The organism is Candidatus Nitrososphaera evergladensis SR1 (assembly GCF_000730285.1).
In the GTDB taxonomy this organism is placed as follows: Archaea; Thermoproteota; Nitrososphaeria; order Nitrososphaerales; family Nitrososphaeraceae; genus Nitrososphaera; species Nitrososphaera evergladensis.
The window spans coordinates 562,462-576,763 of sequence record NZ_CP007174.1 but is presented as its reverse complement, the minus strand read 5'-3'; the positions used below and the strand labels follow the sequence as shown (position 1 = coordinate 576,763).

19 protein-coding genes are annotated in these 14,302 nt (G+C 50.6%); 8 read left to right on the top strand and 11 right to left on the bottom strand.

Going from position 1 to position 14,302, the window contains the following annotated elements:
- Positions 1-458 precede the first annotated feature (458 nt).
- On the top strand, positions 459-1,037 hold the full coding sequence (locus tag NTE_RS02870; protein WP_148699657.1) for a YciE/YciF ferroxidase family protein: 579 nt from the start codon (positions 459-461) through the stop codon (positions 1,035-1,037).
- Here NTE_RS02870 and NTE_RS02865 read toward each other — a convergent pair.
- The 3 genes from NTE_RS02865 to NTE_RS02855 all read right to left on the bottom strand — a co-directional run bounded on the left by NTE_RS02865 (position 1,024) and on the right by NTE_RS02855 (position 4,106).
- Entirely contained in the window at positions 1,024-2,151 is a 1,128-nt protein-coding gene (locus NTE_RS02865; RefSeq protein ID WP_148699656.1) for a zinc-dependent alcohol dehydrogenase, read from the bottom strand. The two genes, NTE_RS02870 and NTE_RS02865, sit on opposite strands and share 14 nt — an antisense overlap.
- A gap of 285 nt (positions 2,152-2,436) precedes the next feature.
- Positions 2,437-2,775, bottom strand: a complete 339-nt coding sequence (locus NTE_RS02860; protein ID WP_148699655.1) for a luciferase domain-containing protein — start codon at positions 2,773-2,775, stop codon at positions 2,437-2,439.
- A 161-nt stretch (positions 2,776-2,936) separates the two neighbouring features.
- The gene (locus tag NTE_RS02855) at positions 2,937-4,106 is read right to left on the bottom strand and encodes a glycosyltransferase (RefSeq protein WP_148699654.1); all 1,170 of its coding nucleotides are present in this window, start codon (positions 4,104-4,106) and stop codon (positions 2,937-2,939) included.
- Positions 4,107-4,395: 289 nt separating this feature from the next.
- Between NTE_RS02855 and NTE_RS02850 the strand changes: the two genes are divergently transcribed.
- Together NTE_RS02850 and NTE_RS02845 are read left to right on the top strand one after the other, a co-directional pair.
- Positions 4,396-5,328: a hypothetical protein gene (locus tag NTE_RS02850; protein ID WP_148699653.1), complete on the top strand. Its 933-nt coding sequence runs from the start codon at positions 4,396-4,398 to the stop codon at positions 5,326-5,328.
- 74 nt (positions 5,329-5,402) lie between these two features.
- Complete coding sequence (locus NTE_RS02845; RefSeq protein WP_148699652.1) at positions 5,403-6,605, top strand: ArnT family glycosyltransferase; 1,203 nt, start codon at positions 5,403-5,405, stop codon at positions 6,603-6,605.
- 138 nt (positions 6,606-6,743) lie between these two features.
- On the opposite strand, the gene NTE_RS02840 is transcribed toward NTE_RS02845, so the two are convergent.
- Genes NTE_RS02840 through NTE_RS16930 form a run of 3 tightly spaced genes read right to left on the bottom strand, consistent with a single transcriptional unit; the run spans position 6,744 to position 7,876 of the window.
- Positions 6,744-7,037 (bottom strand): winged helix-turn-helix domain-containing protein, encoded by a 294-nt coding sequence (locus tag NTE_RS02840; protein ID WP_148699651.1) that lies wholly within the window; start codon positions 7,035-7,037, stop codon positions 6,744-6,746.
- Positions 7,030-7,683, bottom strand: coding sequence for a hypothetical protein (locus NTE_RS02835; RefSeq protein WP_148699650.1), 654 nt, complete (start codon positions 7,681-7,683; stop codon positions 7,030-7,032). The genes NTE_RS02840 and NTE_RS02835 overlap by 8 nt, the downstream gene beginning before the upstream one ends.
- A gap of 25 nt (positions 7,684-7,708) precedes the next feature.
- Complete coding sequence (locus NTE_RS16930) at positions 7,709-7,876, bottom strand: hypothetical protein (protein ID WP_193354086.1); 168 nt, start codon at positions 7,874-7,876, stop codon at positions 7,709-7,711.
- Positions 7,877-7,950: 74 nt separating this feature from the next.
- Between NTE_RS16930 and NTE_RS02830 the strand changes: the two genes are divergently transcribed.
- Positions 7,951-8,313: a zinc ribbon domain-containing protein gene (locus tag NTE_RS02830; RefSeq protein WP_148699649.1), complete on the top strand. Its 363-nt coding sequence runs from the start codon at positions 7,951-7,953 to the stop codon at positions 8,311-8,313.
- Positions 8,314-8,353: 40 nt separating this feature from the next.
- Positions 8,354-8,614: a Fe(2+)-trafficking protein gene (locus tag NTE_RS02825; RefSeq protein WP_075054845.1), complete on the top strand. Its 261-nt coding sequence runs from the start codon at positions 8,354-8,356 to the stop codon at positions 8,612-8,614.
- Here the strand turns inward: NTE_RS02825 and NTE_RS02820 are convergent.
- Positions 8,611-9,084 carry a hypothetical protein gene (locus NTE_RS02820; protein WP_148699648.1) on the bottom strand — a complete coding sequence of 158 codons (474 nt, stop codon included), beginning with the start codon at positions 9,082-9,084 and terminating at the stop codon, positions 8,611-8,613. The genes NTE_RS02825 and NTE_RS02820 overlap by 4 nt on opposite strands.
- Positions 9,085-9,189: 105 nt before the next feature.
- Here NTE_RS02820 and NTE_RS02815 point away from each other — a divergent pair, with 105 nt between their 5' ends.
- Positions 9,190-10,197, top strand: a complete 1,008-nt coding sequence (locus NTE_RS02815) for an adenylosuccinate synthetase (RefSeq protein WP_148699647.1) — start codon at positions 9,190-9,192, stop codon at positions 10,195-10,197.
- Here the strand turns inward: NTE_RS02815 and NTE_RS02810 are convergent.
- A complete protein-coding gene (locus NTE_RS02810; protein WP_148699646.1) occupies positions 10,194-10,526 on the bottom strand; it encodes a hypothetical protein in 333 nt (110 codons plus the stop codon). The two genes, NTE_RS02815 and NTE_RS02810, sit on opposite strands and share 4 nt — an antisense overlap.
- A gap of 65 nt (positions 10,527-10,591) precedes the next feature.
- Here NTE_RS02810 and NTE_RS02805 point away from each other — a divergent pair, with 65 nt between their 5' ends.
- Positions 10,592-11,269, top strand: a complete 678-nt coding sequence (locus NTE_RS02805; RefSeq protein WP_148699645.1) for a hypothetical protein — start codon at positions 10,592-10,594, stop codon at positions 11,267-11,269.
- A complete protein-coding gene (locus NTE_RS02800; RefSeq protein WP_148699644.1) occupies positions 11,262-12,017 on the top strand; it encodes an orotidine 5'-phosphate decarboxylase in 756 nt (251 codons plus the stop codon). The genes NTE_RS02805 and NTE_RS02800 overlap by 8 nt, the downstream gene beginning before the upstream one ends.
- Here NTE_RS02800 and NTE_RS02795 read toward each other — a convergent pair.
- The 3 genes from NTE_RS02795 to NTE_RS02790 form a co-directional block, all read right to left on the bottom strand.
- Positions 11,983-12,426, bottom strand: a complete 444-nt coding sequence (locus NTE_RS02795; protein WP_148699643.1) for a bis(5'-nucleosyl)-tetraphosphatase — start codon at positions 12,424-12,426, stop codon at positions 11,983-11,985. The two genes, NTE_RS02800 and NTE_RS02795, sit on opposite strands and share 35 nt — an antisense overlap.
- Positions 12,427-12,813: 387 nt before the next feature.
- Positions 12,814-12,990, bottom strand: a complete 177-nt coding sequence (locus tag NTE_RS16295; RefSeq protein ID WP_158385035.1) for a hypothetical protein — start codon at positions 12,988-12,990, stop codon at positions 12,814-12,816.
- 54 nt (positions 12,991-13,044) lie between these two features.
- Entirely contained in the window at positions 13,045-14,247 is a 1,203-nt protein-coding gene (locus NTE_RS02790; protein WP_148699642.1) for a DUF373 family protein, read from the bottom strand.
- Between the last annotated feature and the right edge of the window lie 55 nt (positions 14,248-14,302).

The window sequence follows — 14,302 nt, the reverse complement described above, 5'->3', positions numbered from 1 at the left end:
TCCTTTTGTTTTAACAGACAGGTACACATGCACAAAAGCTTACGATATGTCGCGATGCTGGAAAAATGATACAACCAGCATTTTGGGAATACAATCAAACAAAAAAATAAACAAACGCGGTAGCTTCTTTTTTAATTCGCTATTTTTTGCTATGGAAGCTTCTGGTTCGCACCTTTCTACCACAGACAGGACAGTAAACCGTTCCTAGCGGCCGCCGTTCGGCGCATGTACTGCAAAATGTATTATGGAGGTAAATCGAGTTGGCGATGTTACATTTCACCTAAATTTCTGACGGCATAGCGTTCTTTTATTTAATATAGTGTCAAGCTTCTTGAACTTAGTACCAGAGCCGTGATATTTTTTGGAAAAAAGCAAATTTTATTTCAGGTTATATTATTCAATGAGTGTGCACAACTCTTTAACGATTTGCCTTGGTTAAAATAACCAGAGAGAGAAATATGTCAAGTCCACCGGCTATTAACAACAATAACAATGAAAAGTTTGTCCAGTACCTCAACGAGGCGCTAGCCATGGAAAACGCAGCCGCAGAGAGGATCCGCTCAAGAGCGGATGAAACGCCAATAGAACAAGCCAAGCAGCAATTGCAATACCATCTGGAGCAGACCATCCAGCAGCAAAACAGGCTCAAGGGTGCCATTTCCAAAATGGGCGGTCAGCCTACCAGCTCAAAGGCCACCCTGCCAGCGTTTCAGCCAATGAACGCGCCAATGTCTGTTGCAGAGCAGGAACTTGTCAGGACTAAAGAAGACGCAATAATAGAGAATGCAGAGGTCACGTCGTACAAGATGCTCATGCAGATGGCAGAAAAGGCAGGATTGAAAGAGATCGTTCCTGCCCTTCAGGAGAGCCTGCAAGAAGAGGTAGCGATGGTAAATTTCATCTCGGCAAATGCTCCGCTTGTATTGACCAAACTATGGCAAGAGCTTGGAATGTATGACGCTGCTGGCGCTTCTTTTCCTTCATACAAGCAGCAACAACAAAAATCCCAAGACAGCAGCGTGTCTATGGCGTCATGACGACCTTTGTCACGTCTTCTTTTTTGTCAAACATGTCATAGGCTTTTGGCGCCTCGTCAAGCTTCATCCTGTGGCTTATTAGCTGTGTCGGGTCCACTCTTCCGACTTCAATGAGGTGAAGCAACTGCTCGTTGTACTTTTTCACCGGGCACTGGCCCATCTTGATCTGAAGCTCCCTCTGGAAGAACTGACCTAAAGGAAAGTCGGCATATTCTGTCAGGTATACCCCGGGTATGCCAACCGTGGTGAACTTTTTTGCGGCCTGCACTATCCAGTTTATCACCTGCAGCGAGTCTTGCGGTATGTACGCAGGGTTGGCGCTGTTGTCGTGCAGGTGGTGTCCCACAGCCTCGTAACCGACGGCGTCTATGCATATTGCGCCCCTGCACTTGGTCTCTTGCTTGATTTTGCTGATTGGGTCTTCTTGGTCAAAGTTTATCGGCTCGGCTCCTGCTTTTTTTGCCTTGTCAAGCCTTGCAGGCCAGTGGTCGATGGCAAAAACTCTTGCTGCACCGCGCAAAAACGCGCTCACTACTGCAAAATAGCCGACAGGGCCGGCGCCAAACACCGCAACGTCGTCCCCTGGCTGCACGTTTGCCATGTCGGCTCCAAAATATCCCGTGCAAAACACGTCGCTTAGAAAAAGTGCCTGCTCTTCGCTCAGGTTCTCCGGGATTTTCAGAGGGACGGTGTTGGCGTAAGGTACCCTGACATACTCTGCCTGCCCGCCGTCATAGCCTCCCATGTTCTGGCCGTACCCAAATACAGCCCCAAGCTCCCCTTGGGGGTTTGACCGGTCGCACTGGGACCACAGTCCATGGCGGCAGTACCAGCAGCGGCCACAATTGATGTTAAACGGGACAACTACTCTGTCGCCTTGCTTGACTTCCTCCACCCTGTCGCCGACTTGCTCGACAATCCCAGCAAACTCGTGGCCGAGCACTTGGCCCGGCTCCATGCCTTTTATGTTGCCGTGGTAAAGGTGCAGGTCTGAACCACATATCGCGGTCTTGGTTATTTTCAAGATAATGTCTTCTGAATGCTCTATCCGTGGCTTGGGCCTGTCATCGTCAATCTGCACATCCTTTGGTCCATGATAAACTACTGCCCTCATTCCTGTATCCTGTATGATTTCTTCAACATTTCTTAAAACAGTGTTGATAATGTGATAGTGAAGAAGTCAGCGCGATGTCGTCTTGTCGTTCAAGAAATTCGACAGCAGCAGGCAACAACCGGCAACTTGTGTCAAGTAAAGTAATCCTTATAATAATCCTCTATTCGGTTATTTTGGTGGCTATGTCAGAAGACGATGACTTTGAGGATGACTTTGAAGACGAAGAAGACGAAGATACTTCCGACGATGACGACGGGGACGAATAGACGGGTGTCCCCGCGGCTTTTATTGCGGTTGTTGTAATTTTTTGTTATTGCTGTTTAGCCTCTCGTACTGCATCCTGAATAGTTTGATGAGTTCCTGCACGTCCTCGTCGCTTTTGACGTAAAACGTCACCCAGCCGGACTCTGGCAGGATGTGGTGCGGAGATACCTTTCCCTTTTCAACCAGCTCTTTTCTTACATCCATCGGAAACGGCAGGTCGGCCCAGCTAGAGCCATGCATGTGGCCCATTTCGCGGCCGTTCAAGTCAAACTCGGTCCCGCCAAACCTGTGGGTCTTGGTTTCCACTCCAGGCCACGAGAGAAGCTCGCTTTTCACCCTCTCTAGTGCGTTTGCCATCATGGTGTACTATGGCGGCATAGAGATTTAAGCATGGTACAAATGACTGCTTGGCAAGCAGTAGTAGTAGCATCGCATCATCTAGCTCGGGTCGCCCTCTCCCAAAAAGCCATTAAAAAACTGATTTACAATTCTTGATTCTTTTTTTGCACTCCTGCAAGTGTTCAATCCAAAAGCCGCTCATTAAACGTCCATTTCTTGTTCAGCAGAAAGTTGCTGCTTGATGCTGCAAGGACCGCCAGAACCAGTGACAATGGGTAACTGATGTGGTAGGTTTCTACCAACAAATACAATGCGCCGATCTGGATTAACGCTCCAAACGTGCTAAAGCCCAGGAATAAACCATACTGCTTGGCTGTTTTGCGAATTTCAAACCCCCGATCCTCAAAGGTCCACACCTTGTTCAGGAAAAAGTTGGAAGTGATGGAGAGCAGAATGCCGACTGCACTTGCATGCAGATACCACAGGTTTGGAAACAGGCTGCTCAGGATAAATGATGACGCATAATTTACGAGCAGGCCGGTGGCGCCAACGCTGTAGAACCTTGCAGCTTTTGAAAGAAACTTGACAGAAGCCCGTTTTTCCTTTGCCGAGATGGATCTCCCGTATCTGTAAAGCCTCCACACTGATTTGACGTAGTCAAAGATGACGGGGAGGTTGAGCTTGCTTGCGCCAGATGTGCGGTTGGTAAAAGTGTAAGGAACTTCTTTGACGTGGGGGTTTTTTGCTTTGACAAGGATCTCTAGCAGTATTTTGTACCCTATTGCGTCAAATTCTATGCCTTCGACGATTTGCCGCCTAAAGGCAAAATAACCAGACATCGGGTCTTTGACCTTTTTTACGCCAAGCCCATACTGGGCGATTTTGGTCGCGCCCCTGCTTAGCAACCGGCGCTTAAAAGGCCACCCAATTATAGAACCTCCGCGCACATACCGGGAAGCGACCACGATATCGACCGGGGGACTGCCCTCCAGCTTCTTTATCATTTCCGGAATAATCTGTGGAGGATGTGAAAAGTCGCTATCCATAACGACAACAATTTCACCTTGGGCAGAATGTATCCCCCTTACTATCGCAGAACTCAGCCCGCCCTTGGTGGCCCTATGTATGACCTTAAGGGAGAGTGCCCTGTTGTTGCCTCTTTTCTGACTTGCATATTGCTCGGCTATCTTACCAGTGTCGTCAGGAGAGTTGTCATCAACTATTATAACCTCGGAGGTCATGGTCTCAGGAAGAGCATCCTCTATAGATTCTAGAATTTTGATAATGTTCTCAGCTTCGTTATATGTGGGAAGGATTAATGAGAGCTTTAACAGTGGCTTTTGAAGTGTCATTTATTATTAACACCAGCAGTCGTTGTTGCTGCGAGTGCGTCTTGCCATTACTGCTGCTTTTTCCTTTGATGCCATGGATTTAGCGCCTGGAGAATGCGTAACAGCGCTATTCATAACAGATATTCCTGAATAGGGTGTAGTATAATGCAAAACGCCAATAATTGATATCAAAATGGTTTCTCGCATTTTCTGGCGAAAAAATCGCTCACCAGATAATTAAGAATTATGGACGCAGACTGCATAATTATTAAAATACATACGCACGATGAACCTCGCTGCGGCTACGGGCTTGACTTTAGATAATAATAAGAAAAATCCCATCTTTGGGGCAGGTAGGATTAATCAGGCTCCAATAGGAGCAACAAAGGGGACTATTGCAGCGGGCCTGGCAATGTTCAGAAAAGGGTCCACGAGCAAGAAGGTAGGCTCGCTGTTGGCCATATTCGCCGTAGCACTGGCAGTTATTAGCGTAGTGAATTTTCAGTTTAACATAATACGCGAGGAAACTAGGGAATCTATTCTCAATGATGCAAAATTTATCCCTACTGTAAAAGAGATTTCCGCCACGATCCCGCACGACAAGGGCACAGTCGTCACGGTTTCTTCCAATGGACCGCACATCACATACTTTACCGGCCTTCGGGCAGTATCACCTTACGGAGTCTCGTCAGAGCCTTCACTGGTAGATTTTATGAAGTCAAAAAAGTCGGAGTATCTTATCGTAATTGAAAACAAGGCCGACGAACCGAAACTAAGGCCGCTCTTTAGCTCGCAGGGACTAAAGCTGCTGAACGGGGACTTTCAAAAGATGTCCAGCTACAAATCGGACCAATTTACGTTTCACCTCTATCGATTGGCAAACTCCCAATCGATTGAAATTGTTTCGCCGTTGGCAGGAGATACAATATCAGGACCCTCGACAGGAGTTCTTGTCAGCGTAAAGGGGCGATTGTTGTCTCCTTCATTTGCTAAAGATGGCGACGAGTCTTTTGCCAAGATTACAAAGGTCGAGGTAGTTGTAGACAATCTGTATCCATATCAGCTAGCCAAGCCTGGTTCGACCGAACCGGATGACTGGTCGTCATGGTCGTATCAAATCCTGATCACGTCTGAGGGCACACATCAGATTGTGGTGCGCTCGACAGACAGTGCGGGAAACCAACGCTGGGTTGGACAATCGGTAAAGGTGGTATTCACGGACAATGATGGGACAGGCAAATAGTAATAATAACAGGAACTGCCGAGGTAGAGGAAGTCTAACGAGCATCACAGAAAGGATGAGGAGGGTATCTTTGTATGGCCGTAAATAATGATGACGGCAGCAGAAACGACAATAGCTTTACCTCCATCTCAGGGAAGGGCGCAGGCGGCAGACATTTTGGAAAATTGCCGGCTATGAGCAAAATCGATATTGCATGCATAGCTCTCATGGGGTTGCTTGTGGCTTACTATTTCTTTTATGCGTCTACAGTAATAGCTACGCCAATATGGGATGGTGCAGTATATCTTTTAAACGCAAGAGGCTGGCTGTCCGGCGACAACGTGCCGCTCTACGAGGGTTTCAGGCCGCCGCTGCTCTCATGGATTATCGCAGGGATCTGGACAATAGCCGGAACAGAAAATTTTGAGATTATCAAGTATATCCAGCCCCTTTTTACAGTCGGCGCAGGGTTTGTCCTGTACGCGCTGCTTGGGAGGCACAAGGGCAAGCTCTTTGCGTTTGGCGTAGTCGCCCTCACTATGCTAAATGCGACCCTGTTTTTTAACAGCAGCCAGATCCTCACAGAAGGATTATCCCTCTTCTTTCTAGTCACAACGCTGTACCTGCTGGCAGGCAAAAGAGGCGCATCAGAAGAAAAAGAGAGTGGACAAAAGATTATTGCTTTTGGAGAAGGATGGCGGTGGTTTTTTGCAGGCATAGCCATAGCCCTTACTTTTGCATCAAGATACCCGATAATCGTTCCCGCAGTTGCCATCTTTATCGTAGCGTCAATCCTTCGAAAGGACATAAGGCTTGCAGCCAGAACCATCATCGGCGCCGTACCAACCTTCGCTTTGATAGTGTTGGCAGTGTACCTTCGGACAGGCACGTTTGAGACGGCACTAGCAAAGGATACAAATCTCAGCCTCCTTCTCTCGCCGTTCTACATAGCAAATTCGATCAACATCTGGGGCCTGGTTTTCCTGCTTGTCCCTGTTGCATTTATTTTTAGGAAGACCTACACGGACAAGTTTAACTATCTTTTCATTGCGTGGTTTCTGGCATCTCTTGCATTTTGGAGCGCCAACACGAGCAATTTTGACTACAGGTTTACCATCCAGCTTACGCCAGCGGTATACTATTTAGCTGTACTTGCAATCGAGCATATTGCAAAGCACCACAATACAATTATTGTAACGATCCGCAAGGACGGCAGCAGTAGCGACGGCAATGATAGCCGCAGCAATAGAGAAAAACATCCTCCTTCTTTTAGGGCAAGCGCAGAGACCAAGACCTGAGATGTTTTTCACATACATGCATCTTGCAAAAAAGAAGAAGCTTGCACAGCCAAGTCCCAAGAACTATAGCTCATTTACTTGGCATCGATTTGATTGCAGGCAGGTTTAAGCCTCAAGAGGCCTGTGGTACGTTTCTCTCTATATCTTCAGCCCAAAGTTCTCGGCAAAGCCCTTGAACTGGTTGTACGACTTTAGAAACTCCATGCCCTTCTCGCTGATGCGGTATTTCGAGTCCGGCGCCTCATCGAGAAGGCCGTACGCCTTTAGGTCTGAAACTATGGACGAGAGGCGCCGGTGGGGCACGTTTGCCTTGCGAATGAGGTGGGTGACGGGCGCTCCACTGCCATTGTCATAACCCTCGTAGCTGTACTGCCTTGCAGTGTCCAGTATGTCGGCTATGATGCTGATGTGGGTCCTGTTGTTGTTAGGCATTTTCTTTTAGCCTCCCAAGGCCGCTTGTCAGGCCGAATTTTGAGAACGGTATGAACATGAGGCCAAAGCCGGCTACCTTGGCCGCCATGGCAGGATAGATGAATGTGCCTGGGAATATGAAATCGTACCACGCCAAAAGCTCCGCTACGGCTAGGGTGCCAAGTCCAGAACCAATCATGAGGGTATTGGTCCTCATGCTCTGCATATATGATGCTAGTGTTTCAATTGACACATATACTAGTAGAATAAAAGAAATTGACCTGATAATATGTTCTATTGAATTTCCAGGTATTACAAATGGAGAAGCTGCTAACGGTATCAGGGCAAGGGCGGCGCTCCTCTGAGGAGCAAAGTCAAACGACGACTTGAGCCCATGAGACATGGCTATGAAAAAGTAGCCCACCGCCTGCGCGGCAAGGCCGGCAGTGTCGATTGCGTGGGCGGAGTCAGGCGAGGCAAAGAGGGAGCCTATTATCAAAGCAAAGCCGGCGGCTATGGAGACAAACGCCAAGGTGAGGCGCAGGAGGTTTGGGCTGCCGATGGTCGCATAGCCGCTGTACGCAAACCGGCCTATCATCGCAGAAATGGCTAGGCCGACAAGGTTTATTGCAGCAAGTTCAATCTCCACCAAACGGCCGGTCGACAATATGATGGCTTGCGTGCAGAGTTATTTACTTTTTGTAGTCGCTTAGGATGTCGCGGTAGCGCGCATCCTTGTACGCGATGTATTTCACGTACTCGCCGTAGGTCATGTCAAACTCGCATTCGGTGCACTTGACGTACGAAAAATCGTCTGCCAGCTCGGCTATTGCCTTGCAGTCGGGGCAGCGCACTTTCACGATTGTACTTTCGTTGCGAAACTATAATAACTTTGGGAAAAATCATGCCGGATCTGGAAAAACCTTCTTAAGCAATGGGCGGCAAGTTATACCCAAGAGAGAAGAAGAGAAAGATGGACGGCAGCCTAAAGCCCGTGTTAAAGCGCCAGATAATGTTCCTGGCAGCAAGCCTAGGGGTAGGGCTGGTTTTGACCTACTTTTTCGGGTTTCTCGTAGGCATGGCTGCAAACATTGCGATATTTGTCGGAGCCATCTTTTACATACGCTATCGCCAGACAAAGGCGCTTGGATCGTTTGGTTTTGGGAGCGAAACTGCCGGAAGGGGCCACATGAGCGAAGGAGTGAAGCTAAAGTACGTCTGTCTGGCCTGTGGCGCAGAGGTCAAGGGCACGAGGTGCTCCAGCTGCGGTTCGAATATGAAAAAGCCGCTCTTTTAAAACGTATAATAATGGCTAGCGTAAAAGGTTCTCTCAATATATGAGCGGCAAGACCTGCCTGAAATGCGGCAAGCCAATAGACGCGCCGTCAGAAGACCCGGCCGCCGACAAGTACCCAGCGTGCAACGCGTGCTGGAAAGAGTGGACCACGTACGCTATCATGGTGATGAACGAGCTCAGGCTCGACATGTCTCTTCCGGAGCACAGAAAGGCGCTGCGCAAGTATGAAAGGGCGTTCTTTGGCCTTGAGAAAGGCATTGGCGAGATAGAGAAAAAGCCAGAGCAGCCGCCGTCGCACTAGAGGCCAAGTGCTTTTCTTGAATAATCTGGGACGGCTGCAAGTACCTTTTCGCGCTTTGGAAATGCAAAGAGCACTTCTTTGAACGAGTCTGCAAGGATCTCGCGCTCCTTTTCGCCAAGCGACAGAAACGTGTCTGTAAGCGACCGAAAGTTAAGGCGCTGGAGCGACTCCGGCTGTTTTGCTATCTGGCTGCAGTAGACTTCAAAAATCGAAGTGCGCTTTTCTGCGTCAAACCCTGCAAGTACCTCAAGCCATGTTTTTACAAGCACGGACAGCTTTTGCTGGTCTATGGTCGGCGCCGCCGCAAGCGCAAGCGCGATTGTCTCTTGCCTTTCCTTTTCGGCCATGTCAAAGAATTCAGAAAGCCTCTTTTGCAGCATTGGCTTGCGCAGAAATTCCGGCAGGTTTGCAAGGATCTGGATGATGTTTCCAGCCGCTCCGCCAAGGTCCTGCTGCTCCTTTGCGCCCAACAGCCTGTGTTTTATGGTATGGCTCAATTTAATCCGTATGCTGTGATAGAAAATACAGCAGCTGAGATTAAATAACGACGACATGCCAAAAACTCCCGCATACATATGCCGTGCCTTGTGACAGTAGGCGGATTCTTTGGCGACGAAGGAAAGGGCAAGATAATAGCATACCTGGCAAAGAAGGACAACCCGGTCATCGCAGTTCGCGGTGGTGTTGGCCCAAACGCCGGCCACACTTTTGCGTTTGAAGGCAAGGAGTACAAGGTGCGCATGCTCCCAAGCGCAGCGCTCAATCCAGCTACCAGGCTCTTGATAGGCGCCGGCGTGCTTGTAAACCCGCAGGTTTTGCTCAAAGAGATTGAAATGTTCAAGGCAGACGACAGGACCTACGTCGACGCGCAGTGTGGAATCATCGAGCAGTCGCACATTGACCGGGACAAGAGCGAGGACCACCTAAAGGGCAAGATCGGCACGACAGGAACTGGGACTGGCCCGGCAAACGCAGACAGGGCGCTTCGCACGCTAAAGCTTGCCCGTGACGTGCCAGAGCTTTCATTGTTCATTGAAGACGTCAGCAACTCGGTCAACTATGCGCTTGAGAATAACGAAAATGTGCTGGTGGAAGGTACGCAGGGCACGTACCTTTCACTGTTGCACGGCGGCTACCCCTTTGTCACCTCAAAGGACGTCACGGCTTCAGGAATCTGCTCTGACGTCGGGATTGGGCCAAAAAAGGTGGACGACGTTCTTGTGGTATTCAAGGCGTACGTGACAAGGGTCGGCGGGGGGCCGCTTGCAAACGAGTTGTCGGAGGACGAGGCGAAAAAGCGCGGCTGGATGGAGTTTGGCAGTGTGACTGGCAGGCAGAGGAGGGCAGCGCCGTTTGACTTTGAACTTGCGAAAAAGTCGATAAGGATCAACAGCGCGACGCAGATAGCAGTCACAAAGCTTGACGTGATGTTCCCCTCGTGCGCGGGCGTGCGCCAGTACGAAAAGATGCCGGCCGATGCAAAAAAGTTCATCGAAGAAATTGAGGGCGAGCTGGGCGTAAAGGTGACGCTCATCGGGACCGGTCCGGACCTTGACGACGTGGTTGACAGAAGAAGGCGCTAAGAAGGCTTTGCCAGAAGCGCCTTGAGCGCGTCACGGCACTCGCGCAGCTCGTAAAGCAGTTTTTTCCTGTCGCCTTTTTCCAGGTCAAGGCGGCCTAGCTTTTCCTTTGCAAAAGCAAGCAGGTCGTCTCTCTTGGCAGTCCTCTTTGGCGCAGTAGGAGGCGATTGCTCATGCTCCAGGCCATGCCGCAGCTTGATGTCAAGTATTGCGTACTCGACTGCAACGTAGGCGCGCCAGAGCGATGCAGGGTCGTCAGCTTTTGCAAGCACGCCCTGCGCCTGCCCTACAAGGTCGCGCGTCCTGCTATCGGCAGCAGAAGCAGCAGCCATCTCTATCTCTGTGAAAAGGGCGGATGACTTTAATACTGTATGCTTTAACCATAATGCGATTCGATTTGCGCCTCAAAGCCCCGGTGTACATACCGCTTGCCGGCCTGAAGGATTTTGGCAGGCTCGTATGCGCGCTAGAGCGCGCCCCCATGCCGTCCTTTGCACTCACAGTCGGGGGAAAGCAGGTGCTTGCCGCGCAACTTGACATCATGAACGGCAGGCCAGTCATCTACTTTACAGAGGCAGAGGTAGGAAACTCGCAGTACCTGGCGTACAGGGCGTCAAACGGCGTCGAAGAAGTCATGCTCGCCGACTCTGTCGGCAACCCGACGTTTGTCTACTCGCCCATCCTGAACGTGGAAAAGTTCCCGCCTGCGCTTGCGAAATTTGGCAAGGTGGAAAAGGGGACAGGCTACACCGTGATAAAGCTTAAGGACATGGCAAGTTTAGCAAAGGTCGCCGCGTACAAGACCATCTACGAGGAGGCGCCGCTTCCGCTGTTCCTTGCAAAGCAGCGCGGCAAGACAATAATTGGAACGATGATGAGCGTCAACGAAAACGAGTCGCTGTCGTACTTTTACTATGTCCTCCTAGAGTCAGAGCCGGCGGAGCCCTTTTTGCGCTATGCCAGCCAGAGGCCAGAGCAGCCGGCGTTTTGCTCAAGCCTTGACGAGCACGGATACATCTACCTAAAAGTGATAAGGCTTGCGGCGGACCACCCGCTGGTAAAGACCTATGACTAGCTCTTTTTCGCAGCGTATGGCGCAGCTGGCAAGGAAAAAAAAGAGCAGAATAGTGGTGGCCCTTGACCCTGCCGCAAACAAGCGCAGCCTAAAGCAGTTTGCGATAAGGACCATAGACGCGGTGGCAGGCGACGCCTGCGCAGTCAAGATGAACTTTCACCTGCTGCTCCCGCTGTCGTCAAGGGAAATTTCAGAAATAACAAAAAGGGCGCACAGCCGGCGCCTCCTGTGCATTGCAGACATCAAGCTGAACGACATCGGCGACACCAACGAAGTGGCGCTTGAGCACCTTGCCAGGATGGGCTTTGACGCCGTGATAGCAAACCCATTCATGGGCGCAAACACGCTTGCATTGCTTGCAAATAAGGCGCGCGCACTTGGCATGGGCGTAATAGCGCTTGTGTACATGAGCCACCCCGATGCGGCGGACGGGTATGGCCTGCAGGCGTACGGCGACATGATGTACAGGATATTTCTTGACAGGGCCATCAAGGCCAAAGTCGACGGCATCGTGGTCGGGGCAACGCAGACAGACATACTGGAGGAAGTATCTGAAAAAAAGAAAGAGCTCCAGATTTCGCTTCCCGTGTACTCGCCTGGCGTCGGCGCGCAGGGAGGCGACGCAAGGCAGGCAGTTGAAAGCGGCTCGGACTACCTGATAATCGGAAGGTCCATAGTGCAGGCAAAGGACCAGGCGGTGGCGGCGCGCTGGTTCAGGCTGCTTGCTGCTTCTCCTTCTTCATCATGAACTGCGCCGCTGCTTCAAGCAGGCTCTTGGCGTTTTTGTAGGTCAGCTGCTTCATGGCCTCGTCGTAATCTTTCCATGCAAAGCCGATGTGCTCGTGCGATATTGTCACGTCTCGGGTCTTTGTCCGGGCCAAAAAGAGCACGACTTCCTTGTTCACAAGCCTTCTGGCCTTTCTGTACCTGTACGATATTATCTGGCGGAAGCCCTCCACAAACTCGACGTCGGCGATGCCGGTCTCTTCCCGGATCTCCCGCGCCGCGGCCTCTTTTTCGGTCTCGCCTGCCTCTATGTTGCCCTTTGGGAAATCCCAGTGGCCGGCGGTATAATGCAAGAGGAGGTATTCTGGCTTGCCGCTGCCGTTACTGGACATGATAAAGACCACTGCGCCGGCGGACCGCTCGTCAACCACACAATGAGGTCAGCAAGGTTCTTTGTATGTTTTACCTTTTCACCTGCATATACACACACATAGTCAATCTTATCTATTCGTACAGTCAATTCCAGACATTGAAGTCCCTGGCGGTGGCGGCGTTAACCGTTATCCTAGGCGTGTTACTTTTCAGCCAATTACACTTTAAAAATGCGGAAGCAAAGACATTATACAGTTCAGATTTAGGGCAAACGTACGCGGTATTTACCATGATTGCTATCGCTATAGCAGGTTTTGCAATATTTCTGGCGATATATACTAGGGAAAGTATGGCAGTCAAGCAGAGCTAAAGAAGGCAATCGAAAATCGCTCCTAGCAGCTTGAAACAGGCTTATTGACACTGTAGAGGAAGAGACTTTTACCTCTTTACCCTTCTTCTCCCTCTTGCTCTTCTTCCTCATCCTCTTCTGCCGTCGCTGCCGCGGCTCCTGTGTTTGGAGGCGCATAGTCGTGTATGTCCTCCCACTCTTCCTGCATCATCCAGTAGCCGCAGAACCATTTCTTTTGCGACTGCGAATCAAACTCGCCATGTTCGGGCGCCATTATTGTTATGTCTCTCCCTAGGGTTGAAAATAAAAGATACACGTTATTTATGTTTCAGTTGCTGCCATTATTACTACCACTGCTGCCACCGTTTGCTTTTACCTGCTCGCCTCCGCGCCTGTGCCGGAAGTGCTGGTACAGAAACGCGGCCGCTACAAGCGAAACTGCAAGCCCTATCAAGAGCGACGACACCAGAGTGAACGGGCTCGTGGACAGCGTGAGCACGTCGGTAAACTGGAGCACCGGTATGTAGAGCAGGCCAAGCACGACCAGGCGCAGTATGTCGGCCATTGCGTGCGAGCTTCCCTTTAGCCAGTTGCTCAAAAGCACGCCGGCCATCACGGTGGCTATCCCTATCCACATCATCGTTATCATGCCCTTGGTAAAGCTTCCCACGATAGTCTTGTTGGTGATTATCTGAAGCGCGTCCATCTGCGACACGGGAATGTCATGAGGTATGCTAGAGATGCCGTTTGCGATGGCCGCAAGCATCATCAGCACTCCCCCGATTATAGAGAAGATTTTGATAAAGTCGGTTGGCCCCATCTTGCCAAGCGAGCTTATTGCCCTGTCGACGTCAAAGGCGCGCACCATGAACGCGCCTCCCAGGATTGCAAGTATCATGACGGTCAGCCACTTGGTTGCGTCAAACGCCACCGCAAGGCCGCCGGCAAGGAGCAAGGTTCCAGGAACTCCGAGGAAGAACTTGCTGTACTGCGGGTCGTACATCATCGCCTTCAGATAGCGTCCAAACACAGCGTACGAGTATTCCACGCTTCTGCTGTGGCGGATGATGATGCGCTGGACCGACACCACGGGCACCCTCGACTGTATGACAGGGAGCACCGTCTCGTCGTCCTCGCCGTCAGAAACTATCACTGCGCCGGTAGCGTTGTATTTTTCAAGAATTGCCTGCACCTCCCGGCTTATCTTTTCGTCGGCCTCAACTCCCCTGTTGAACTTGCCTGCAACCACCGCAACTTCGACGTTGTAGCCCTTGCTCACAAGCTCTTCGTACGTCTTGACCGCCCCGAAAATGGCGTTTCCGTCGGCGTCCTCGGGGTCTTCAATTGCAAGGCGAGTGCCGGCGTTTATGCACTGGTCGCGCCCGACAATGGGCGTCTCGATGCCTCCCTTTGTGCCAATGTCGTCATCCCTGTCAATGCAGAGGACGAGCAGCCTGCTCTGTGAGGAGTCCTGGCTCTTTGGGACTTCCAGCTTGTGGTTGCGGGCGTAATAATCGGGCTGGCTTGGCATCCGGGGATATTTTACAGGTTGCAGAAACAGCTTAATTAATTTAATCAACTTTAGC

Coding starts and splice junctions, on each gene's coding strand:
- NTE_RS02870 (WP_148699657.1), top strand. CDS start 459: ATGTCAAGTCCACCGGCTATTAACAACAATAACAATGAAAAGTTTGTC.
- NTE_RS02865 (WP_148699656.1), bottom strand. CDS start 2,151: ATGAGGGCAGTAGTTTATCATGGACCAAAGGATGTGCAGATTGACGAT.
- NTE_RS02860 (WP_148699655.1), bottom strand. CDS start 2,775: ATGATGGCAAACGCACTAGAGAGGGTGAAAAGCGAGCTTCTCTCGTGG.
- NTE_RS02855 (WP_148699654.1), bottom strand. CDS start 4,106: ATGACACTTCAAAAGCCACTGTTAAAGCTCTCATTAATCCTTCCCACA.
- NTE_RS02845 (WP_148699652.1), top strand. CDS start 5,403: ATGGCCGTAAATAATGATGACGGCAGCAGAAACGACAATAGCTTTACC.
- NTE_RS02840 (WP_148699651.1), bottom strand. CDS start 7,037: ATGCCTAACAACAACAGGACCCACATCAGCATCATAGCCGACATACTG.
- NTE_RS02830 (WP_148699649.1), top strand. CDS start 7,951: ATGGGCGGCAAGTTATACCCAAGAGAGAAGAAGAGAAAGATGGACGGC.
- NTE_RS02825 (WP_075054845.1), top strand. CDS start 8,354: ATGAGCGGCAAGACCTGCCTGAAATGCGGCAAGCCAATAGACGCGCCG.
- NTE_RS02815 (WP_148699647.1), top strand. CDS start 9,190: ATGCCGTGCCTTGTGACAGTAGGCGGATTCTTTGGCGACGAAGGAAAG.
- NTE_RS02810 (WP_148699646.1), bottom strand. CDS start 10,526: ATGGCTGCTGCTTCTGCTGCCGATAGCAGGACGCGCGACCTTGTAGGG.
- NTE_RS02800 (WP_148699644.1), top strand. CDS start 11,262: ATGACTAGCTCTTTTTCGCAGCGTATGGCGCAGCTGGCAAGGAAAAAA.
- NTE_RS16295 (WP_158385035.1), bottom strand. CDS start 12,990: ATGGCGCCCGAACATGGCGAGTTTGATTCGCAGTCGCAAAAGAAATGG.
- NTE_RS02790 (WP_148699642.1), bottom strand. CDS start 14,247: ATGCCAAGCCAGCCCGATTATTACGCCCGCAACCACAAGCTGGAAGTC.